A 22,022-nucleotide genomic window follows, 5' to 3' on the forward strand; every position below is an offset into this window, starting at 1 on the left:
GTTCAATGAACCATGGATGTACGAAAGCTTAAGGGCAACGCCACCCAGGCCTCGAATGCTGGCGCTGTGAGCGGGCGGCTGATCAGATAACCCTGCGCCGTATCGCAGTGCCAGCGCTCGAGTAAACTTAAGCTGTGCTCGTATTCGACTCCTTCGGCGACCACTTTGAGTCCGAGGTTGTGGCTCATTTCGATGGTTGAACGGACGATCACTGAGTCCTCGCTGGTTTCATCCAAGTCACGGACGAAGGACTGATCAATTTTCAACTCCTGCACAGGGAGTCGCTTGAGGTGAGCCAAGGACGAGTAGCCAGTGCCGAAGTCATCCACTGACAGGCTAATGCCGCAATCACGCAGTTGGTGAAGGACTTTTAATGCCCGCTCTGGCTCCCGCATGACAGCGCTTTCAGTGATTTCAAAGATCAGTTGTTCTGCCGGCAGGCTGTAATTCTGTAGTAGCGCCAACACACGAGCGGCCAGGTCATCGCTAATCAAGTCATCGGCGGATATGTTTAGCGACAGCTGCAAGCGCAACCCCCGCTGATTCCACTCCGATAGTTGTCGCATGCCTTCGTTGATCACCCAATTGGTCAGTATCTGAATGCTTCCAGTACGTTCCGCCAAAGGAATAAATTCAGCAGGCGAAACCATGCCCAGTTGCGGGTGCTGCCAGCGCAACAAGGCTTCTGCTTGGCTGACGCGAGCTTCACGGATATTTAACTTGGGTTGGTAATGCAGTAGGAACTCACCTTTGCTTGCCGCGTGACGTAGGTCGCGAATCAAAGTGATCTGACGACGATGGGCCAAGTCACGCCCGTGCTGATAAAGTTGTAAATGGCCGGGCAACTTTGCGGCGTCTTTCATAGCAATAGAGGCGCGTTCCAGCAGGTTCTGTGCGCTTTGCCCATCAGCGGGGAATGCCGCAATACCGAGATTGCAATCAAGAGCCAGATCGTGACCGTTGATTTGCTGAGGTTTAAGCAGTAATTGCTGAAGCTGGTCAGCTACTGCGACTGCCGCTTCACCGTCGAGGCCATCAAGCAAAAGGAGGAATTCCTCTGCTATCAAATGCGCCACGGTATCACCTGGACTTAGCAACACTTGCAAGCGCTGACCGGTTTGACGGAGCAATTGACCAACTGTCTCGGGATCAGCTGTTTCGTTGATATACCGAAGATTTTCAATGCTGAGAAAGATCAACGCCATGGGTCGTTGTGCTGCAATCGCACTACCTAGTCGCTCCATGGCTAACGTACGGTTTGGCAAGCCTGTGAGTGGATCATGCAGAGCGTTGTGAGCCAACTGCTGTTCACGCTCAGCGATGCCACTCTGCATCGAGTTGACTGCATTGGCCAGCAATCCGAATTCGTCGCTTCTGCGCAGTATCACAGGGGTCTGATAGTCGCCCTGGCCGATCCGCTGCGCTGCCAGCGCCAGCGATCTAACTGGCTGCGACACACCACGGGCCAATAGCAAAGCGCCGACTAACGATGCAAGCAAGGCTATCAAGGCAATACCAAGGATTTTTTCATCCAGCGGTGCAAACGCTTGCATGGCTGCATCGATTGGACTTTGCAGTAAAGCTATAACCTGACCGTCATACTCACTCGCGCCGCCAGCCAACACCAAAGACTGGCTGAGGAAGTTATGCTCCAAGTGCTCCGTTAGCAGCACTGCGTCCTGCGGGGACGAACTCAACATCAAGCCGGTGATACTTTTGCCGAGAACGTCCGGTTGGGTGCTGATGAGCTGCCCGGGTTGCTGCTTATCAATGGTAAGAAACGATACTTCAAGACTGGTCAGCGAACGCAGCTCACTGGCAAAGGCATTGTCCATGCTGACGCCCATCACCACCCTCGCAATCGGCAGGGGTGCGAGTACAGTCGCTTCCACCAGCAAGTGTGGTTTACCCTGCAAAGGAACGATCAACATGGTTTGTTGGATGCGTCGGGCTTCGCGCAGCGCCAGGTCGTATCGAAATACCGAACCGTCTAGTACATCGTCCAGCGTGCTGGCAAGGACTTTTCCATCCATGCTAAGCAAAATCATGTCACTGGCGTTAATGCGCTTGCCATGATTGAACAGTACCGACCGCATGGTAGCGGAATCGCTGCTGGCAACCGCATCGCGGAAACCGAAGTCAGCTGCAAGTAATTGCACGCCATCGGCTAAGCGTCGACCGCGCACCTCCAGCAACCGCTCAAAGACTCGTGTACCTACCTCCAATTGGGAGTTTGCTTGACTGCGAACCGCTGAGTTGGTCGCCACCTTTACGCTGAAATACAATGAGCCAATCACCACCAGCGACAGCAGGATCAACACCGCAGTGACTTGCGCTTGAAAGCTATTCCGTAGTTTCACGGGCAGCTCGCTTAAACGCGTCACCGAAGGCATTTGGTGCGGGAGCGGTCGGAGCGGTCGTAGGCAACAGTTCCAGAGCCAGGCTGAAGGTCTGTTTGAGGCCGGTGACCGGGATCTTTATGGAGCCTGCGCTGAATGGTTTCATGTCCTTGAGTTGGGGATGCCATAGGGTGACCCGGTACTCACCAGCCGGCAAAGTTTCCAGCGTCAGTCTACCTTGATCATCGGTAACACCGAAGCGAGGGTCATCGGTGACATACACATAACCAAGCATCCAGTCATGGATGTTGCAGCCAAGCACCACAATACCTGGTTTATCGAACAGCACTGGGTCTGAGGGTGTCCCTTCGTAAAGCCGTAGCTCGAAGCGTTTAGCCGGCGAGAATGAGTACACCTGATGGCGAATATTGTCGCTGTTGGGGAATTTGATTGGTGTGCCGGTATGCACGGCCAACACGTGGGGTGCGAACTGCTGAGCTCGCTGATCCATGTCGGCCTTGAGCTGAACGTTAGCCTGACCCATAGGCCCTTGGAGGGTCACTACGACATCGGACAGAGGCTTGCCGTTTTGCTCATGCATTTCGACGTAAAGCTTGGTGACGCCAGCCCAACTATTGGCACATAACAAAACAGTGACTAGCAGAAAAAGCGAGCAAATCCTGGGCATGCCGATTCCAATACGATAGTGATTGCGGTTGGCAGTCCTTGGCGGTGTGGTAACTCAGTTGGAGGAATGGAGCAGATCATGCACCAGTCGAGGCTAATTGCCATCATGATATTTCATGCAATATGTGTTCGAGCTGCGTCAAGAGTTGACGGACAACAAAGCCCATCTACTCGTTATCGACCGTATAAGCGATATCTGAAGGTATTTGAACGAGCCCCATGAAAGACAGGACGCCGTTTCCCCCTTACGATAAAAGATAGGCAAACGGTTATGTTTATGACTCATAGCAACCATAAGAGTGGGGAACTCTTGGGCCAGGAGCGGCGCCGCCGCTGGAGCCCAGAGCAAAAACTGGCCATGGTTCGCGAGAGTCTTGAGCCAGGGCAAAGCGTTTCGGTGGTGGCTCGGCGCAACGGCATCAATGCCAACCAACTGTTCCTTTGGCGCAAGCTGTATCAGGACGGCAGCCTGTCGGCGGTCAGTGCTGGCGAAGCCGTGGTACCGGTCTCCGAACTGAGCGATGCGCTCAAGCAGATCCGTGAACTGCAACGGATGCTGGGCAAGAAAACGATGGACGCAGAAATCCTCAAAGAGGCTGTGGAGATCGCCCGGTCGCGAAAATGGATTGCGCATTCACCCTTGCTGCCGGGGGACGACCAGTGAAACTGGTCAGCGGATGTCTCGTTGTGGCGCGCTCGCAATTAACGGTTCGAATCAAGCAATCAGCCTTGCCCAAAGTACGGCGAAGAAGGCCTGTGGACGACGCTGAGCTGGTGATTGAAATCCAGCAGCCAGGTCAGCGAACTGCCGAGCTATGGCTACCGTCGTGTCTGGGAAATACTGCGTCGCACCCGTGAAACCCAGTTGCTGCCGGCGATTAACGTGAAGCGTGTTTACCGGGTCATGCGTGATCACAACTTGCTGCTGGAGCGGCGCATCAAAAGCTCGGGGTGCCGCGTCGGCACGAAGGCCGTATTGCGGTGCAAACCCGTGATACACCTTGGTGCTCGGACGGTTTTGAGTTCCGCTGCGAGGACGGCGCCAAACTGAGCGTGACCTTCGCCCTGGACTGCTGTGATCCTGAGGCCATCGGCTGGGTTGCCAGCTCCATCTCACAGCCTTGCCGAATGCCTGGCCAGTGGAATTTGCCTTCGTTCAACCGCCGTGCAGCCAGCCAAACACCAATCCCGTCATGAACCAGGACTTTCATTCGGTTAGCACGTCGATTGGCAAAGAGATAAGCACAGTGCGGCTTCGCCGCACCGAATACTGCAATCACTCTGGCCAACGCGGTCTCGGTACCTGCACGCATATCCATGGGCTCGGTGGCGAGCCAGATGGCATCAATGCGGATCACTTGGCAAGCTCGCGGACAAAACGAGCACACCCGTCAGGGTCTGAGGATGGCCACTTCACAGTGAGTTTTTGCGGCCCGAAAGGAACCTCGATGTTGACCGACATCTGCTGATCGGGCTGGGTTGCGGGGGCAAGCTTCATCGGAACAAAAGCAGGAAAAGCCGGCGCCTGATGATCACGATAAGCAGGTATCCACTTTCGAACCAGGTTGGCGTTAATGCCGTGACGCAGGGCCACGCTGGCCATCGACACGCCAGGTTGCAGGCATTCTTGGACGATCTGGGCTTTAAAGGGTTTGGGATAAGAGGTTCTTTGGCGCATGGCAATCCTGATGATAGGGGCGATAGTGTCCACGTATTTTTAAGTGGACAACATCGCCCTTATCGCTGGGATCGGGGTGTCATTCGATCAGTTACCTGATGCTGATTGAGATCAGGGCTGCCGTCCTCCCACCAGACAGGGCCCCGCTCACCGAGCGCGACTTTGGCGGTTTGTACGTTTCCTCGAGCTATTTTCAACTGCGACGTGTCTCCCGAAGCCTTCGATGCTTAACTTCACGTCGAGCCGCCATTAGTCCATCTACGAGCCTTTGGCGCACGTCTTCCTCCAGCGATGGGTTAGATCACCGCCAAAGCTGCCCTTTGACAACAAGGTAACGACCGTGAGGGGTTACTGGGTGCTCTCTCACCTCAGATCCTCATAAGAAGTAGAAGATGGAGCTGTCCTAACATTCCGTCGCGCTGACTGAAGGGTTGGTTACTAGGATGTCGACAAATCGAACGCTCGAAATTGGATGCCTCTCCAAACTGTATCTGCATACTTCCAAGGTACTGGGAGGTATGTCTGAACAACGATCCGAAGCTAGAAGCCAGCATGGGTGAAGGCGACCCGATGCTGACGCCTTCTGATCCACTAAGTGCTGGTCGCTCTGAGGTCGACGCCATGATAGAGAAAAGAATTGAAGAACTGCCGGATAAGGAGGGTGAACGTGCGCTCGATGATAACGCCGACGCCGGGCTCAATCGTAGTCGTGCCATGGGCCGGCGTTTGATGGCTCAGTGACTGAGTAGATGTGTTCCAGCATTTTCGCAGTTCTCGGGCATTTCCTTCGATGAGTAAGACAACAGATTGGCTAACCGATTGATCAGCCCCATGCGACTCCAGGGGGGAGAGAAACGGCCAACACGGGTGCAAGCAATCGAGGCGAAATGGTTTGCCGCTCGGGAATTCCCATAAAAATCATAACCTTATTCTTTCGTCAAATGACACATAACGCCTGCTGCATCTAATCCAGCAGCAAGTTTATGCCTGTCCGCACACCTTGAAAATCTCAAGGGGTTGGCACTTTTTAGGGTTGACAAGAATTCCAATCCGCGTAAATATTACCAAATGTAACAAGCTGCTCAGATCAATATGGAAGAGTTATCGTGAACATGGCAGTCACAAAATCAAAATCATTTAGTCGTCTCCAATTCGCGAGACCATCCTCTCCCAATGCCGGGATCAGTAGTCGCTATCGCCCGCAGTTAGATGTCGCTGGCGATAAGTCTCTAGCTATATTTAAATTCGCGCAATGATCATGGCGTTCTTTTACAGGGCTTGCCAATATTTACTGTGCCATTTTATAGCGTTGTGTACGAGCGTATGAAGCGTTGACCAGCCAAGGATAATTGAATGGTGAGTATTTGCCTCTCTTTTATTGCTAGCCTAAAGTCAAAACCAGCAGGTGGCAGGTTTTTAAATGCTAGTGTTATTTTATCTTTGGCACTATCTCTAACGCATAGGGGGCGATTCCTCTAGAGAATAATTAGATTTTAACACCGACCTGACAATTGTAATGTGAGGAGTTCGGCGGCCATAAAATTGGCAAGCCTAGATTGAATTCTCCAATGCGGCTTAGTGAGCGAGCACTATTTTTCATGAGTGCACCGGCTTCTAAAACCTTTTTGCGTCCCAGAGGTACCGCACTTAAAGTAAATTGAAAACAACAACCAACCTGAATTTCGAGTTGTACTTACCATTAAGAAAAGGAATTTTACATGGTTTCTGACGAGCTTTTACCTATCCTTGAGAGCATGAATATAGCGGCAGTACGTGGCGCTCTCACAAGTCACGGCGCTGTGATGGTTCGTACCAAGGGGGCGAGAATGAGTGACTTCATAGAGATTAGCGACTCCCTAATGATTCCCATCGTTCACCACGCTACCAATACAATTGAACGTGACCCGGTAAGCAAAGATCCAAGCACATCAACAGTGAACAAAGGAATCGATTCAATTCCCCTTCACCGGGAGGCCTCTTACGCGCCTGGTTGTCCCGATCTCCTTATTTTTTTCTGCGAGAGACCAGCCGCGTCAGGAGGGGAAACAGTCATATGTGATGGAGCGCGGCTTTTGGATGAGCTTCAGAACTCTACTCGTGAGTTCGTTGAAGATTTAGAGCTGCACTGGAGCTGGGAAGCTCGCCCGGTTCGCTGGCAACAAACATTGGGCGTTCGTACTATCGAAGAAGCAAAAAAAGCGCTTATCTATCTTAGCAATAAGCTCAAACCTTACGAAAAGCTTGAATATCACTTTGAAGGTGATGACTTGCATGGACGTTTCCGTACGATGGCGGTAGTTCCTTCCTTGACTTCGGGAGTTCCCTCATTTTGTAACTCGTTAATGATTCATGCCTATCGTCCCAAGAGTGATTTCTACGCTCGAGACGACTTTCGCGTACATCTAGCTGATGGAAGTGCGTTTCCGAGTGACCTTCTGGCTGAAATTCGAGATGTTGCCGAGCGCGTTTCTGTCAATGTTGCTTGGAATCCAGGAGAGATAGTAATCATCGACAATTCGCGTTTTATGCATGGCCGCAGGCACTTTGACGATGTCGAGCGCCGAATTCTCCTGCGTATGGGGCAACTCAGGAGCGCATCATGATCGAGACTTTCGAAGGTAACGACATTGAACGTCTAAAAGTGGTATTGGATCTTCGTCGCGTGGCATTCGCGGGTAGTCGTCGTGATCAGAAGTCTGCTGATGCATGGCATACAGACACCTATGACTCGCAATGCCGTCATGTGCTTGTGAGAGATTCGGAGGGCGAGCCAATCGCATCCCTACGAATGGCATTAGACGGGCACTGGCCACTAGAAGACCGATATAGGGGAGCATTGGATAAGGAACGGGGAGTAGAGTTTGGACGCTTGGGAGTTGCACGCTTCCATAAAGATGGCAAACGCATTCTTCACGAACTTGTAGTTTCAGCCAGCCAAATATGTATCGAGCTTGAGAGACCATTTATATATGGTATGACCATCGCTCCATTCTGGACAACCCTCAAAAAGGCGGGTGTTCCACTTACTGTTCTTTCCGACACCATCCACGCATATGGCGAGGAGCAGAACGTCATCCTTTTCGATGCACGTAAACTCATTGCTTTTTATGAAGCGATCCAAGCTCGCCGCTCAGGCGTTTCTAATGGCGAATATAGGAAGCAATTGGTGTGATGAGAGAGGTAATTAGGGAATCCGCCATCGACGTTCAGAAAATTCTACGTGGAAAGTTTGCGCAAACAAAGGGCAGCCTACTCGAAACAACTCACCGCCTTCACATTGGAGAGATGTCGCCCTTAGAGGCGACCCAGCAAAGTCTAGATCGGATTGAGCAAGCAAATGAAAGTTTAAATTGCTTTGTGACGGTTGGGCGAGAGCAAGCCGAGGCGCATGCCAAGTCCCTCGAAGGCGGGATAAGCTCGGACACTCCGCTTCTCTGGGGTGTGCCTATCTCAGTTAAGGATCTTACTCCTACCCAAGGACTGATCACGACATTTTCATGCAAAGCCTTCGCTGACTATGTCCCTGAGAAGGACGCCCCTCTGGTGAAAGCGATGAAAGACGCGGGCATGACGATAGTGGGGAAAACCAATACCCCCGAGTTTGGCATTTTGCCCGTCACCGAATCGGAGCTTAACGGTGTCTGTCGTAATCCTTGGTCACTCGAGTTCAGCGTGGGAGGCTCCAGCGGCGGGGCGGCCGCAAGTGTAGCCGCAGGGCTTACCTCGATTGCGCATGGAAGCGACGGGGCCGGCTCGCTGCGGATCCCGGCATCGTGCTGCGGTGTTTTTGCAGTTGCATTACCCCATGGAAGACTCCCTGCACCTGCGCGACCCGCTCTGGGTCGAGGCGCGCTGGATGGGGTGATCAGCAGAACAGTCGCTGACGCACTTTATTATTTAGCAGGTATGAATGCTATTACTGGCGAAGAGCTGGCATTGGCTGTAAACGAAGCACCTCCCTCTTCAGCTGTATCAATAACTCTAACTTGCGCGCCTCCCATTGACTGCACGGTAGATTCAGCTTGCGAAGCGGCGGTATATCGTGCGGCCGATCTGCTAGGAGCCTCCGGCTATCGGATCTTGGAGCGTAAATTGGACTGGTCGGATGACCGCGTCTTGAGCGATATGATGCTGCTGCGCAGTACGATTCCGGTAGCTTACGGCGATCCATCTTCCGAACTGCTCGACCGTACTACGCGTGACGCTATCAACATGTCGGAGAGCGTCTCTGCTCTTGAGTTCCACCGTGCGTTTGTACGACTGAACAGCTATGCCGAGCGAATTTTAGGCCTATTTGGCGAGAATGAGATTCTGCTGACGCCCGTGCTAGCACGTCCTTCGGTACCGCATGGCTGGATTACCGAACCGACTGATCCATACGAAGTTTTTAGGCGATCTGCCGAGTTTGCACCCTTCACCGCCTTCGTGAATCTCGCAGGCTTATGTGCCGTATCCGTGCCCCTTGGTTGGACAGATGAAGGTATGCCTATTGGCGTACAGCTAGCTTCTCGACCAAATAATCTGGCTCGTCTCCTTGGCATTGCTGCTCAGCTTGAGCGGCTCGCGCCGTGGGCTGACTGCAAGCCCCCTATTTTTTTTGCATGAACTGACTCGTACAACAAGGAATTTGTCGATGTTTAATCTAATCCAGGCCACCGTAGAAAACGAGCCAAAGAAGCTGCGTTTTTACAACGCTTCGCACCTCGATACCCTGACCAAACGTGCCGGACTATCCGAACAAGATCGTATATATGTACGGGCGGTGGCTGCCATACTTCCGTTTCGCGTTAATGATTATGTTATCGACGAGCTGATTGATTGGAGTGCCGCCCCAGACGATCCGATATATAGGCTCGTATTTCCCCAGCCCGATATGCTCCCCTTCGAAGACATTAAACCCATTGTGGAGCTTTTGACACTTGGAGCGCCTACCAGCGAAATTCAGAAGGCGGCATCTATAGTTAGAAGGAAACTTAATCCGCATCCAGGTGGTCAACTTGATCTTAACGTTCCATTATTGAATGGCCAGCGATTCGACGGAATTCAGCATAAGTACCCAGAGACTGTTCTATTCTTTCCGAGCCAAGGTCAAACATGCCATTCGTACTGCACCTATTGCTTTCGCTGGGCGCAATTTGTGCAGGAGCCAGACTATAAAATTGCGTCGCGAGAAATTGAAAGTCTCTGCGAATATCTCCGCCAGCACCGAGAGGTCACAAGTGTTCTCATAACCGGAGGAGATCCGATGGTAATGAGCGCAGAGAAACTTTCAAAATATATTGACCCGATCATTAATGATCCTGAGTTGAGTCATATTGAGTCGATTCGAATCGGCACGAAGGTTCTGTCCTACTGGCCTTACAAATTTTTGACTGACTCCGATGCTGATGCAATGCTTGGGCTTTTCGAGCGAGTGGTTAAGAGCGGAAGGAACTTGGCGTTCATGGCGCATTTTACTCATCCTAGAGAGCTGGAGACTGCGGCAGTTGAACAGGCGATTCAGCGCGTTCTCGCAACGGGAGCGACCATCAGAACTCAGAGTCCAATCATACGGGCAGTTAACGATTCTGCCGATGTTTGGGCCTCCATGTGGCGCATGCAAGTGCGCTTGGGAATGCTGCCTTACTATATGTTTATCGAGCGAGATACTGGCCCCCGAAGCTATTTCGAAGTTCCATTGGTTCGTGCATATGAAATCTTCACTGAAGCGTATAAAAGCGTCTCCGGGTTATGTCGAACTGTACGCGGCCCGGTAATGTCGGCAACACCTGGAAAAGTCGCCTTCGATGGCGTGATGGAAATCAACGGAGAGCAGTATATGGCTCTCCGTTTCCTCCAATGCCGAGACCCGTCATATGTGAACAGACCATTCCTAGCGCAATATGATGCTAACGCCTGCTGGGTAGATGATCTGGAACCCGCCGTGCTTGATATGGGTGCATCTCCTTGGTCTCAGATAAATGCTAAGAGTCGTGGGGCTGTTGAGTTCGGATAATTTGGCATCAGTGGGATTACTAAGCTACCTGCGCTCGAAATTACGACCTATCATGCAACACCGAAAAAATGGTGATGGAAAATCGCACATGGAAAATCGTCGGTCTATGCTATTTATGTTCGGTTGTTGACTGCGTAGGTAAGTAATTTCGGTGAATATAGATGGAGTGCATCTGGGTATCTAGATTGACCAGGTGCACTATAAATATTGAGGCTCTTTTTTGGATTGCGCTATAACCACGAGTGAATATAAGCACTCGCAGCCAATGCGTTGCGGAGTTAAGGTCAAAAAATTTTATCTGGGCAATATTTGCTAATCCGTCTCGAATGAAAATCTACTTTAAAGATAATCCATATGATCGGTGTATTTGACTCAGGGCTGGGTGGGTTGACAATCCTCTCCGAACTATCCAAGCAATTCAAAAATTCTGAATTTGTTTATTATGGCGATCACGCTCGTGCACCGTATGGAACTCGAACGACAGAAGAAATCTATGAATATACTCGTGAGTGTGTAGCGCGCCTCTTCTTAATGGGCTGCGATCTTGTGGTTCTGGCCTGTAATACCGCTTCAACAGTTGCCTTAAGGAGGCTTCAGCGGGAGTGGCTGCCTTTACATTGGAAAGATAGGCGAATACTTGGTATTGTCGTTCCGACCATCGAGGCAATTGCCGACCGTCCTTGGCATTCCGAAAAGGAAATAATAAAAACAGATTTTGATTCTAGCGTACGTACGATTGGAGTTTTTGCCACATCTGCAACTGTTGCTAGTCGATATTTTCCTATTGAACTAGCCAAGCGAGACGCTTCAATCCAGCTAATTCAGCAAGCGTGCCCAAATTTAGCAGGCCTGATTGAAAACGGCATAGAATTTAGCGTCATCAAACGGGAAGTAGAAATCAACGTCAGATCGATGATGGATATGTTAAATGGGGCTGTTCTAGAAAAGATAGTATTAGGATGCACGCACTACGCATTAGTCGAACAAGCGTTCATAGACGCAGTGCCACCTGCATGCGCGGTACTATCTCAGGCGAGAATAGCCTCTTTGTCTCTCCAAAACTATCTAAATCAGCATCCGCAATTCCAAGGCAAGCTAACACCCAAGCCTAAATTGACATTACTGACATCCGGTAATGTTGTGCTCGTATCAGAGTTGGCAAGCCGCTTTCTTGGTGAAGTAACTAAGTTTGTATCTCTAGAGGCTGCAGTGATCTGCGCAAAAAAAAGGGAATACGACTAATTTGAAAAGCATGGGAGGGTGTCGCACCCTCCCATGTACTTCGGACTCCAACGGTCGACGCGTCGGTTACTTAGTGCTGCCACAGTTTTAGACTTCCGACTCATCCGAATGGGTAATCGCGGCGGGTGTGCTCTTGCAATTCTATGTTGGGGTTATCTCAGTCGTGATTGTATGGCGAAGTCCGATACAGCCGAACGACATGTTATCCCTGTGGGCCCGTTCCTTTGAGTAAATATGCGAAAAACCTATCCTCCAGGAGCCTAGAACATGGTGCTTCACTCGATTCTTGCTTTTACGCTAGTCGCCGCCGTCTCCATCGCCAGTCCTGGGCCCGCGACCTTGATGGCTATTAACAACAGTCTGGCATATGGACAACGCAGCGCACTCTGGTCTTCCCTTGGCAATGCAAGTGGACTCTTCTGCCTGTCAGCAGCTGCCATGCTGGGGCTTGGAGCGTTGCTTGCCAGTTCCGAATGGTTGTTTAACGCGGTGAAGATCATAGGTGCTGGTTATTTATTCTACTTGGGTGCCAGACAGTTGTTTAGAAAGAGTTCGGTACTTGCCGAGGATATGCAAGACAACCCAAAGAAGAGCCGGCCCACTCGTTCCCGATTGTACAGGCCGGCCTTCGTGACTGCGGCTACCAACCCTAAGGCGACAATGTTCTTCACCGCATTGTTTCCTCAATTCATCGACCAGAGTGCGGCGTTGCTACCGCAGTTCCTGATCCTCACCTGTATCTACATGGCGTTGTCGGTGGCATCCTTGAGCCTGTACGCTGCGCTTGCATCTCGAGCTAAAGGGGTGTTGAGTCGGCCCGAGCTGTCCCGGTGGATTAGCCGGGTGGTGGGAGCAACCTTTATCGGTTTCGGAGCAGCCATTCTGACCATGCGTCGACAGATTGCATTAGAGTAATACGTCGATGAGTCCGTTTCTGCTGATTGCGGGGCTTGTGTGAAAACATTGAGATTCAAGGCTCGCGTACGTCATCATATTCCTACCATTAAGCGCAGAGTAAGTTTCCAAATGCTTGTAGAGTCAGCTTTCAAGTGCCGTGAATGCATGACTCTATGCGTGAAGCATTAAACGCGAGTCCTTGTCAGTGCATGCTTTGATTTATGGTGTAACCGTCTAGTTTACTCACACCGAGAATATCTCATGTCCAAACTCGCCGAATACTGCCAACTCGAAAAACATTTCGCTGAACAGCTGCACGCGCTCGAAGCCGCCACCAACAAGAGCATGCTCGCCGAGCAGGCGCTACGCCATATCCAACTGCTGTACAAAATCGAGAGCGAAATCCGCGACCTGGAGCCAGATTTACGCTGCCGAATACGGCAAGAAAAAGCCGTGCCGGTGATGGCTGCACTGCATGCCTGGATGATCGCCCAGCGCGATCTCGTGCCGAAGGTTCGGCTATCAGCAGGGCACTGATTACAGCTTGAAACGCTGGGCGACGCTGTCGCGCCACCTCGATGACGGGGCCGTACCCATCGATAATAATTGGTGCGAGAACCAGATCCGTCCGTGGGCACTTGGGCGCAAGAACTGGCTCTTTGCGGGTTCGTTTCGCAGCGGCAAACGGGCGGCAGCGATTATGAGCTTGATCCAGTCTGCGCGGCTCAACGGGCATGATCCGTATGCCTATTTGAAGGATGTACTCACGCGTCTGCCAACTCAGCGCGCGAGTGAGATTGGGCAATTGTTGCACATCAGTGGGTGCCTATCTGACGTTCGCAAAGTGCGTTGACGGCACGCTGACGGTTTGCCGTGGGCCTGGGGATCGCACTGATACTTTTAGCAGACGCGGCAGGCGTCAGCGCATCGCGTCGAAGTGCCTGGATAGGCGCAGGTGATGGGCATCGGCGCCTACGTGGCCCAGTCCAGATCAGGTTTTGAAAAGCTCCGCGCCCATGAAGTCGATGAACGCGCGCAGCTTCGGCGCCCGGTGCTTGCTCGATGGCCAAAGCATGCGGAAGGTGCCCTGATGCTGGTTGAAGTCGTCCAGCACCGTCACCAGTTCGCCGGCCGCAATGGCATCACGCACCATGAAGTCCGGCAGGCAGGCGATTCCAAGGCCATCGCGAGCGACGTGAAACAGAGCCTCGGTGGTGTTGCATACCATCGAGGCCAAGAGGGCGGGTTCTGCCTCGCCCTCCGGCCTGCGCAAAGGCCACGACTCGAACTTGCCGGTACTCGGGAACTTATGTTGCAGGCCGGCGTGGCCCGTCAGGTCGGCGGGCACGCGCGGAGTGCCGCGCGCGGCGAAGTACCTGGGCGAGGCAACTAGCAGCAGCTTGAAGGTGCCCAGTGCACGGGACATCAACCGGGAATCAGTCGGTTCTCCGGTGCGAATGACGGCATCGAATCCGTCCTCGATTACATCGACCATCCGATCCGAGAAATCCACGTCCAGTTCGATGGCGGGGTAGCGGTGCATGAAGGCCGTCAGCGCCGGCATGACCAAGCTGCTGACCAGCGGCATGCTCACGCGCAGCTTGCCTTGGGGCGCCTGCCGGGTTTCCGACAGCTCCAATTCGGCCGCCTCGACCTCGCAGAGGATGCGCCGGCAACGCTCCAGGAACAGAGTGCCCTCGGCCGTCAGCGTGATGCTGCGCGTGCTGCGGTGGAGCAGGCGCACGCCCAGCCGCTCCTCCAGCCGGGCCACGCTCTTGCCCACGGCGGAAGACGAGACGCCGAGCACGCGCCCGGCTTCCGAAAAGCTACGGGCTTCCGCCGCCTGCACGAAGAACGCGATGCCGTTGAGGGAGTCCATTCTTCACCGTTCTAAGAAAATTTGTCCGATATGTTCGGAACCTTAGCCTATTTTTCTTAATCGAGCCCGCACTTACGCTGACGGCTGCACAGGTTGGATCCGGCTGTCTGCTTGGCTTTCGAGATATGGGACGGCTGCCTGACCCTCTAATGACTTTTTTTTGGATGTTTCCCATGACACAAGCCCTGACCGCCACAAGCGGTACCACCGGACGCGACTGGCTGCAACTGCTTGCCGCCTGCCTTACCGGCATTCTGATCCCGCTGTGCTTCACCGGGCCGGCAGTCGTGCTGCCGTCCATCAGTCAGGAACTGGGCGGGACGGCGGTGCAACTGAACTGGGTGGTCAACGGCTACATCCTGACCTACGGCAGCGCCATGATGGCGGCCGGCAGCCTGACCGACACCTATGGCCGCAAGCGCGTGTGGCTGGTCGGCCTGGCGCTATTCGTGCTGATGACGTTCTTAATCCCGCTGGCGCCGACGGTCGGCTGGATCGACGGGCTGCGACTGGCGCAAGGGCTGGGCGGCGCAGCCGCCTTCGCGGGCGCCATGTCCTCGCTGGCACAGACCTTCCACGGCCCGATCCGTACACGTGTGTTCAGCCTGCTCGGCACCACATTTGGCATCGGCCTGGCCTTCGGGCCGCTGGCGGCAGGCTGGCTGGTGGAGGTGGCGGGCTGGCGCTGGGTGTTCCTGGCGACGGCGCTGATCGGCGTGGCCGGTTTCCTGCTGGTGTGGGTCAGCGCCACGGAGTCCCAAGACCCAGACTCTACCGGCCTGGACTGGCCCGGCGCCCTCAGCTTCACCGCCGCGCTGAGCTTGTTCACCTACGGCATCCTGCTGGCGCCGGAAGAGGGCTGGCGCAGCGCTTCGGTGCTCGGCACTCTGTTGACCTCGGTCGTGCTATTCATCGCATTCGTACGCATCGAACGCCGCGTCGCGCGCCCGATGCTCGACCTGTCGTTATTCGGCAGTGGGCGCTTCGTCGGCGTGCAGGTGTTGGCCGCATCGCCGGCCTTCTTCTTTGTCACTCTGATCGTGATGCTGCCGGGCCGCTTCATCGGCATCGACGGACTGAGCGCATTGGAAGCGGGCCAAATGATGATCGCCCTGGCTGCGCCGCTGCTGGTCGTGCCGTTCCTTGCCGCGTTGTTGTCGCGCTGGTTCACCTCCGGCATGCTGTCTGGCGTCGGGCTGCTGCTGGTGGCGGCCGGACTGGTCTGGGTGGGCCAGGTGTTGTCTGGCGGGGCCGGCCCTGCGCTGGTAGCGCCGCTGGCGCTGATCGGCGCAGGCATTGGCCTGCCTTGGGGGCTGATGGATGGCATGGCCGTGAGCGTGGTGAAGACAGAACGAGCAGGCATGGCGACCGGCATCTTCAACTGCGTGCGTGTTTCGGCCGACGGGATTGCCATCGCGGTGGCGGGCGCGCTGCTGGCGTTCTTAATTCAGGGAGGATTGCTCGGCACTTTAGCCGCGGCCGATCCAGCCGTTGTGATCGAGGCCGCCAATCGCGCCGCGCTCGGCGATCTGGCGTATGCCAGTGCCCTTGTCAGCGGCGAGCGCGCCTTGCTGCTGGCGACCTACGACCAGGCATTCCGCTGGGTCTTGTACATCCTGGCTGCATCTTCGGCACTGACTGCGTTGCTAGTGTTCGCCTTGCTGGGTCGATCGCGTGCGCATGAAGAAGTGGGAGCCGCGGCATGAATCCGATTGGGACAGGCTCATAGCATTGGGCTATACGCAGGTATCCAGCCGGGGAGGCTCGGCTCATCTTCGGCTTCATCGCCCTAATGGAAGGCTACCCGGAGTTCTCCGTGCCCACGCTGGAGACATGTGTAATTGACTCGCCAAGCCGTGTTCGCCGGACGCTTACTGCTGTCAAGCCAACCCCTAGTTTTGCTGACATCGAAAATCTGGCCCTGCTCCATCAAGGTCAATATGAGTTCGTCCGAGACTCTGTAGCGTCCGCAGTCCGGACAGTCTCTTCTTCCCAAGGGCCTGAGCACTGAATGCGCTCAGCGACACCTACACAGATAAGACAATTCATCGGAATCACCATTTTTATAGTTGTACCCGATCTGTCGTGGGCCGCCTGCGATGGCATGCACTGACACGCCATTGAGTGCGTTGATCAGGTTGGTGCTTGGTCGACTGAAAAGATCGACAGAAAGTTCGGAGCGATGACGCTTTCGGTACAAATAGGTCGTATCTACCCACCCAGCCGCAGCACTGGCGAAAAGCGCCAGCGTTCCTGGCCTTCTTGCGCTTGTTCTTCAGTCAGTGTCTACATCGGCCCAGAGGCGGTCGTTAAAGATCTGCGATCAACTGCGATGGCGAAGCTTGTTGGATTTGCCCCTACAAAACCGGACACCAACTCCCCGTTTCACCCGAAATCACTTCCTCAGTGCGTGAAGGGCAGAAAACGGCCAGAAGCGGTCACTTGAAGGGGGATGTATCCCCTCTTAACGGCCACTTCAGTACCCGTCATTGCCCCGTAAATCGCGTTACTGCCGCATCGATAAACTGTCGAACTTTGGCAGTCTTTTGCCGATTGGCGGTATACAGCAGATGCATCTGTCGACTGGGCGCTTCGAAACCGTCCAGTAGCCTTACCAATTCACCCGTGCGTAGTGCCGGGTCGAGGAAGTCCGCCGGCCCCAGGACAATTCCGAAACCGTCGACCGCCGCCGACAGCAAAGCCTTGCTCTCGTTGACGTGCAAACGACTGGTAACCGGCACGGTATGAACTTCTGCGCCGTTGCAGAACTGCCATTCACGGTCGGCTGGACGAGACCAATAGGCGTAGCCCAGGCACTCATGTTGCTGTAAATCAGCGGGTACTTGCGGCGTGCCGCGTTCAGCCAAATAGCGTGGTGCTGCGCATACCACCAATCGATACGGCGCCAACGGCCTGGCTGTCAAACTGGAATTGGCCACTGGGCCGATCCGAAAAGCAGCCTCGTATCCCTCCTCCACCAAATCGACAGCGCGATCGGTCAAATGCAGGTCGATTTCTACCTCGGGAAACTGACGCAGGAATTCTGTCACGAACGGCATGAGGCTATAGGAACCGAAGGTCACTGGCGCGCTGATTTTCAGCTTGCCTCGCGGTGTGTCGGTCATGATTTGGGCAAGCGAATCGGCGGCCTTTGCCTCACTCACGATGTGCTTGCAACGCTCGTAATAGGCAGTACCCAGTTCGGTCAAACTTTGTCGGCGAGTGGTGCGGTTGAGCAGCCGCGCACCTAGCCGGTGCTCAAGGGCGGCCACATGTTTGGCGACCATTTGCGGCGACATGCCCAAGCGCTGTGCAGCGCTGGCATACGAGCCGGCTTCGGCAGCCATAACGAAGGCGGCCATGCTGGTGAGCCGATCCATTCAAAACTCCTGGTAGCGAAAGCAATTACTAAACGACAATTTATCTCCATCTAGCTACCAATCATCATAGGCCTTTCAAACCAGATTGCGGAGAAAGCGATGCGTATCGGAATTATTGGAGCCGGGTTTATAGGACGCGCCGTAGCGCAATTGGCCATCGCGGTGGGGCATGATGTGATGCTGAGTAACTCGCGTGGCCCCCAGACTATGAGCAGCGTGCTCAGTGGCATTCCTGGCAGCCAGATCGGCACCGTCGAGCAGGCAGCACGGTTCGGCGAAGTTGTACTGGTAGCAATCCCCCTGAAGCATTACCGAAGCCTGCCACCCGAGTGGCTTGCGGGGAAAATAGTGCTGGATGCCAACAACTATTACCCCGAGCGAGACGGCCACATTGCTCCCTTGGACAGCTTCGAAACTACAACCAGCCGTTTGCTCGCGCAGCATTTGAAGGGGGTCACGGTGGTCAAGGTCTTCAATGCCATCCTCGCGGGCGATTTGTTGGTGGACGCGCGATCAAGCAAAGCAGCAGACCGTCGAGCCCTGCCCATGGCGGCTGATGATGCGCAAGCCAAAGCGGTGGTCGGTCAGTTGCTTGACGAAATTGGCTTCGATGCCGTCGATGCTGGTGGGCTCGATGAAAGCTGGCGGTTTGAGCGCGCAAAGCCGGCCTACTGCATTGCGCTGGACAAAGATGGTTTGAGAAAAGCCCTGGCAGCAGCTGAGCGCCAGGTCGAGTTGCCAGAAGGGGCGTGGCGTCATTAGTGAGACAGGGCCCGGCCCATGGCGAGTGACAGCTATGGGTCGAATGCAGCCTGTCGTCACTAAAGCGCGAGGAGGTCAATACGGATGCAAATGCCTGGTCAGGTGGAATGCAATTACACACTTTGGCACTATTTCAAGGCCAGCCTAATACATTGCATTTAGACAGACGCACTTGATCTGCCCGAACCGTACACATGCCTAGGCTGATAGGGCTCTGGAAGACCGTGGATGCTCTGGCGTCGTCCAGCGCCTCCCATCCAGTTGTTATACGAAATCGAACGTGACGTCAGCGACCTGGAGCTGGATTTACGCCGCCGAATTCGCTAGGAAAAGGCTGTGCCGGTGATGGATGCGCTGCATGCCTGGATGATCGCACAGCGCGAGCTTGTGCACGATGGGGTGGCCATTGCCAAGGCTCTAGGTTACAGCCTCAAACGCTGGACGGCATTGTCGCGCTATCTCAATGACGGCGCGCTCCCCATAGACAACAACCATGCCGAACAGCAAGTAAGGCCATGGGCCCTAGGCCGCAAGAATTGGCTCTTCGCCGGTTCGTTGCGCAGCGGCAAGCGTGCGGCTGCGCTGATGAGCCTGATCCAGTCGGCACGGCTCAACGGGCATGATCCGTATGCCTATTTGAAGGATGTTCTCACGAGTCTGCCGACACAGCGAGCAAGTGAAATCGATCAGTTACTGCCGCATAAGTGGATGCCCGTTTAACCACGCGAAGTCGATAGAGCAGAATCGTATGGGCTAGGAGAGATGCTGTCTAAACCAGCGACTTTTGAATTTGATGATCAAATGTATCTAGAAAATCGTGCATGCTGATTTCTCCGAGATCTACAGCTTTAGCGCCGCCGGCCGCAATAAAGGTGACATCAGTGATACCTAGGACGTTCAGGATCAATTTCAAATATTGGGTCGCAATGTCACGGTCTCTAATCGGGGAGTCGTTGGTGTATACACATCCCGAGGCGAGCAGCACCGCTGCCTTTTTACCGGTCACCAGCCCTTTACCATCAAAGCCCAAGGTCAGGCCTTTACGTACCACGTGATCCACCCACGCCTTGAGCGCCGCAGGGACGTTATAGTTGTAGACCGGCGTTGAAATAACCACGTGATCGGTTTCCAGCAACTCGGCCGCAAGCTCATCGGATAGCTGCAACACGGCTTTCATTTCAGGCGAATGTTGGGTTTCTGGGGTGAAGTAAGCCTGTAACCAGGGGGCCGTCACGAACGTAAGTGGAGTGTCCGCTAGATCCCGTATTTTGATGGCGCCCCTAGGGTGTGCAGCTTCCCACGCGGCCACAAATCGGCGAGTGAGCTGCCGGGAGATTGAAGCATCCGCACGTGGGCTGGCTTCAATGGTGAGAAGCCTGGACATGAAAGTAACTCCTGCGCGGTGACGCGGCGGTATGTTTTGCGTTGTCGCTATAGGCGATGTGCGACACACTCTACCCAATGCGATCTCTACGCAGGAGTGATGTAAATTGGATTTGCCCCTACAAAACCGGACACCAACTCCCTGTTAAATTGATGCGGCTGCCAAGCGCCTGAACTCCCTCGGAGAGCGATAGTTCAAGGCGCTGTGCGGATGCTGCTCGTTGTAATGCTCAAAGGCAATTGCCAGGTTACGCAGCGCCGTTTCTCGATCCGGCTTGGGCATGTGCGCTACGTAGTCACGCTTTGATCGTCTTCACGAAGCTCTCAGCCATGCCGTTGCTCTGCGGGCTGCGCACGGGTGTGGTCACCGGTTGCAAGCCGATCTGCCGAGCAAAAAGGCGCGTCTGTTCGGCCGTATAGGCCGAGCCGTTATCGCTTAGCCACTGCACCGGCGTGATCGGCAATTGATCACCGAAGCGTTTCTCCACGCTTTCCAGCATCAAGTCGCGGATGTCATCGCCGCTGTACCCGGTCGGGCTCGCGACCCAGCCGATGGCCTCGCGATCACAGCAATCCAAGGCGAAGGTCACGCTCAGTTTTGCGCCGTCCTCGCAGCGGAACTCAAAGCCGTCCGAGCACCAACGTGTATCGCTGGTTTGCACCGCAATACGGCCTTCGTGCCGACGCGGCACGCCGGGCTGTTTGATCCGGCGTTCAAGCAGCAAGTTGTGATCACGCATGACCCGGTAAACCCGCTTCACGTTGATCGCCGGCAGCGACTGGGTTTCACGTGCGCGACGCAGTAATCCCCAGACACGACGGTAGCCATAGCTGGGCAGTTCGCTGACCTGTTGCTGGATTTCAACTACCAACTCAGCATCGTTCACGGGCCTGCTTCGCCGAACGTTGGGCGATACCGACTGTTTGATTCGAACCGTTAATTGCGAGCGCGCCACACCGAGACATTCGCTGACCAGCTTCACTGGTCGTCCCCCGGCAACAAGGGTGAGTGCGCAATCCATTTTCGCGACCGGGCAATCTCCACGGCCTCTTTGAGGATTTCTGCTTCCATCGTTTTCTTGCCCAGCATCCGTTGCAGTTCACGGATCTGCTTGAGCGCATCACTCAGCTGGGAGGCCGGCACCACGGCCTCGCCAGCACTGACCGCCGACAGGCTGCCGTCCTGGTAAAGCTTGCGCCACAGGAACAACTGGTTGGCATTAATGCCGTTGCGCCGGGCCACCACCGAAACGCTTTGTCCGGGCTCAAGGCTCTCTCGAACCATGGCCAGTTTTTGCTCTGGGCTCCAGCGGCGCCGCCGCTCCTGGCCCAAAAGCTCACCACTCTTATCGTTGCTATTAGTCATAAACATAACCGTTTGCCTATCCCTTATCGTAAGGGGGAAACGGTGTCCTGTCTTTCATGGGGCTCGTTCATAAATATGATTGAGTCCATCTGTTAAAGAGATGGGTCATGATCGGAAATCTCAGCTTGGATCAGTTGCGGATCCTTGTAACCATTGCTGAAACAGGCAGTTTCTCGGCAACGGGACGTCACCTGCGGCGTGCGTTGGCGGTGCGTGGGCCAATAGGCGAACCTCATCCGCAACCACCTCAAAGTCATGTCCTTGTTCGCCGGCACGATCAGCTTCAATCGCTGCGTTCAGGGCCAAAAAAATTCGTCTGATCCGCAGTATCTTTGGTGACATTTACAATGGACGAAATTTGCTCAGAGTGTTCACCCAGCTCCTCTATTTAGGTTGCGGAAGCTTGGACTGTTT

Annotated in this window: 15 protein-coding genes and 7 pseudogenes; 12 read left to right on the forward strand and 10 right to left on the reverse strand. The window is 54.3% G+C overall.

All coding sequences use genetic code 11. The features are described from left to right. Positions 1–2: 2 nt before the first annotated feature. Positions 3–2,360 (reverse strand): putative bifunctional diguanylate cyclase/phosphodiesterase, encoded by a 2,358-nt coding sequence (locus ACYZTU_RS15435; RefSeq protein ID WP_461963987.1) that lies wholly within the window; start codon positions 2,358–2,360, stop codon positions 3–5. Next, complete coding sequence (locus tag ACYZTU_RS15440; protein ID WP_461971059.1) at positions 2,344–2,940, reverse strand: methylamine utilization protein; 597 nt, start codon at positions 2,938–2,940, stop codon at positions 2,344–2,346. The genes ACYZTU_RS15435 and ACYZTU_RS15440 overlap by 17 nt, the downstream gene beginning before the upstream one ends. 363 nt (positions 2,941–3,303) lie before the next feature. On the opposite strand from ACYZTU_RS15440, the pseudogene ACYZTU_RS15445 reads away from it, so the two are divergent. Continuing rightward, a pseudogene (locus tag ACYZTU_RS15445) lies at positions 3,304–4,136 on the forward strand (transposase); the annotation flags it as partial. Positions 4,137–4,177: 41 nt separating this feature from the next. Here the strand turns inward: ACYZTU_RS15445 and tnpB are convergent. From tnpB to ACYZTU_RS15460, 3 genes and pseudogenes are all read right to left on the reverse strand, one after another. Next, positions 4,178–4,345: pseudogene (tnpB, locus tag ACYZTU_RS15450) on the reverse strand (IS66 family insertion sequence element accessory protein TnpB); the annotation flags it as partial. Between the two features lie 35 nt (positions 4,346–4,380). Continuing rightward, complete coding sequence (tnpA, locus tag ACYZTU_RS15455) at positions 4,381–4,704, reverse strand: IS66-like element accessory protein TnpA (RefSeq protein WP_461963990.1); 324 nt, start codon at positions 4,702–4,704, stop codon at positions 4,381–4,383. A gap of 59 nt (positions 4,705–4,763) precedes the next feature. Then, positions 4,764–4,993, reverse strand: a pseudogene (locus ACYZTU_RS15460) (hypothetical protein). A gap of 263 nt (positions 4,994–5,256) precedes the next feature. Here ACYZTU_RS15460 and ACYZTU_RS15465 point away from each other — a divergent pair. The 8 genes and pseudogenes from ACYZTU_RS15465 to ACYZTU_RS15500 all read left to right on the forward strand — a co-directional run. Beyond that, positions 5,257–5,445, forward strand: a complete 189-nt coding sequence (locus ACYZTU_RS15465) for a hypothetical protein (RefSeq protein WP_461963993.1) — start codon at positions 5,257–5,259, stop codon at positions 5,443–5,445. A 977-nt stretch (positions 5,446–6,422) separates the two neighbouring features. Next, entirely contained in the window at positions 6,423–7,307 is an 885-nt protein-coding gene (locus ACYZTU_RS15470) for a TauD/TfdA family dioxygenase (protein ID WP_461963995.1), read from the forward strand. Further along, on the forward strand, positions 7,304–7,876 hold the full coding sequence (locus ACYZTU_RS15475) for a hypothetical protein (RefSeq protein ID WP_461963997.1): 573 nt from the start codon (positions 7,304–7,306) through the stop codon (positions 7,874–7,876). Before ACYZTU_RS15470 ends, ACYZTU_RS15475 begins: the two co-directional genes overlap by 4 nt. Next, positions 7,876–9,309, forward strand: coding sequence for an amidase (locus ACYZTU_RS15480; RefSeq protein WP_461963998.1), 1,434 nt, complete (start codon positions 7,876–7,878; stop codon positions 9,307–9,309). Before ACYZTU_RS15475 ends, ACYZTU_RS15480 begins: the two co-directional genes overlap by 1 nt. Positions 9,310–9,337: 28 nt before the next feature. Next, positions 9,338–10,699, forward strand: a complete 1,362-nt coding sequence (locus ACYZTU_RS15485; protein ID WP_461963999.1) for a KamA family radical SAM protein — start codon at positions 9,338–9,340, stop codon at positions 10,697–10,699. Between the two features lie 354 nt (positions 10,700–11,053). Further along, complete coding sequence (locus ACYZTU_RS15490) at positions 11,054–11,941, forward strand: glutamate racemase (protein WP_461964001.1); 888 nt, start codon at positions 11,054–11,056, stop codon at positions 11,939–11,941. 267 nt (positions 11,942–12,208) lie between these two features. Continuing rightward, positions 12,209–12,856 (forward strand): LysE family translocator, encoded by a 648-nt coding sequence (locus ACYZTU_RS15495; RefSeq protein ID WP_461964004.1) that lies wholly within the window; start codon positions 12,209–12,211, stop codon positions 12,854–12,856. A gap of 312 nt (positions 12,857–13,168) precedes the next feature. After that, positions 13,169–13,672, forward strand: a pseudogene (locus ACYZTU_RS15500) (IS66 family transposase); the annotation flags it as partial. 157 nt (positions 13,673–13,829) lie between these two features. On the opposite strand, the gene ACYZTU_RS15505 reads toward ACYZTU_RS15500, so the two are convergent. Beyond that, positions 13,830–14,717, reverse strand: a complete 888-nt coding sequence (locus ACYZTU_RS15505; RefSeq protein WP_461964007.1) for a LysR family transcriptional regulator — start codon at positions 14,715–14,717, stop codon at positions 13,830–13,832. A 173-nt stretch (positions 14,718–14,890) separates the two neighbouring features. Here ACYZTU_RS15505 and ACYZTU_RS15510 point away from each other — a divergent pair, with 173 nt between their 5' ends. Continuing rightward, positions 14,891–16,423, forward strand: coding sequence for an MFS transporter (locus ACYZTU_RS15510; protein ID WP_461964009.1), 1,533 nt, complete (start codon positions 14,891–14,893; stop codon positions 16,421–16,423). A 780-nt stretch (positions 16,424–17,203) separates the two neighbouring features. On the opposite strand, the gene ACYZTU_RS15515 is transcribed toward ACYZTU_RS15510, so the two are convergent. Next, a complete protein-coding gene (locus ACYZTU_RS15515; protein WP_461964011.1) occupies positions 17,204–18,097 on the reverse strand; it encodes a LysR family transcriptional regulator in 894 nt (297 codons plus the stop codon). 99 nt (positions 18,098–18,196) lie between these two features. Here ACYZTU_RS15515 and ACYZTU_RS15520 point away from each other — a divergent pair, with 99 nt between their 5' ends. After that, positions 18,197–18,859, forward strand: a complete 663-nt coding sequence (locus ACYZTU_RS15520) for an NADPH-dependent F420 reductase (RefSeq protein WP_461964013.1) — start codon at positions 18,197–18,199, stop codon at positions 18,857–18,859. A 264-nt stretch (positions 18,860–19,123) separates the two neighbouring features. Then, positions 19,124–19,579 (forward strand): annotated as a pseudogene (locus tag ACYZTU_RS15525) (IS66 family transposase); the annotation flags it as partial. A gap of 49 nt (positions 19,580–19,628) precedes the next feature. Here ACYZTU_RS15525 and ACYZTU_RS15530 read toward each other — a convergent pair. The 3 genes and pseudogenes from ACYZTU_RS15530 to ACYZTU_RS15540 form a co-directional block, all read right to left on the reverse strand. Continuing rightward, positions 19,629–20,243, reverse strand: a complete 615-nt coding sequence (locus ACYZTU_RS15530) for an FMN-dependent NADH-azoreductase (protein ID WP_461964015.1) — start codon at positions 20,241–20,243, stop codon at positions 19,629–19,631. 144 nt (positions 20,244–20,387) lie between these two features. Further along, positions 20,388–21,608: pseudogene (locus tag ACYZTU_RS15535) on the reverse strand (IS3 family transposase). 216 nt (positions 21,609–21,824) lie between these two features. Further along, positions 21,825–21,942: pseudogene (locus tag ACYZTU_RS15540) on the reverse strand (methyl-accepting chemotaxis protein); the annotation flags it as partial. Between the last annotated feature and the right edge of the window lie 80 nt (positions 21,943–22,022).

Source organism: Pseudomonas sp. HLT2-19-2 (genome assembly GCF_054898005.1).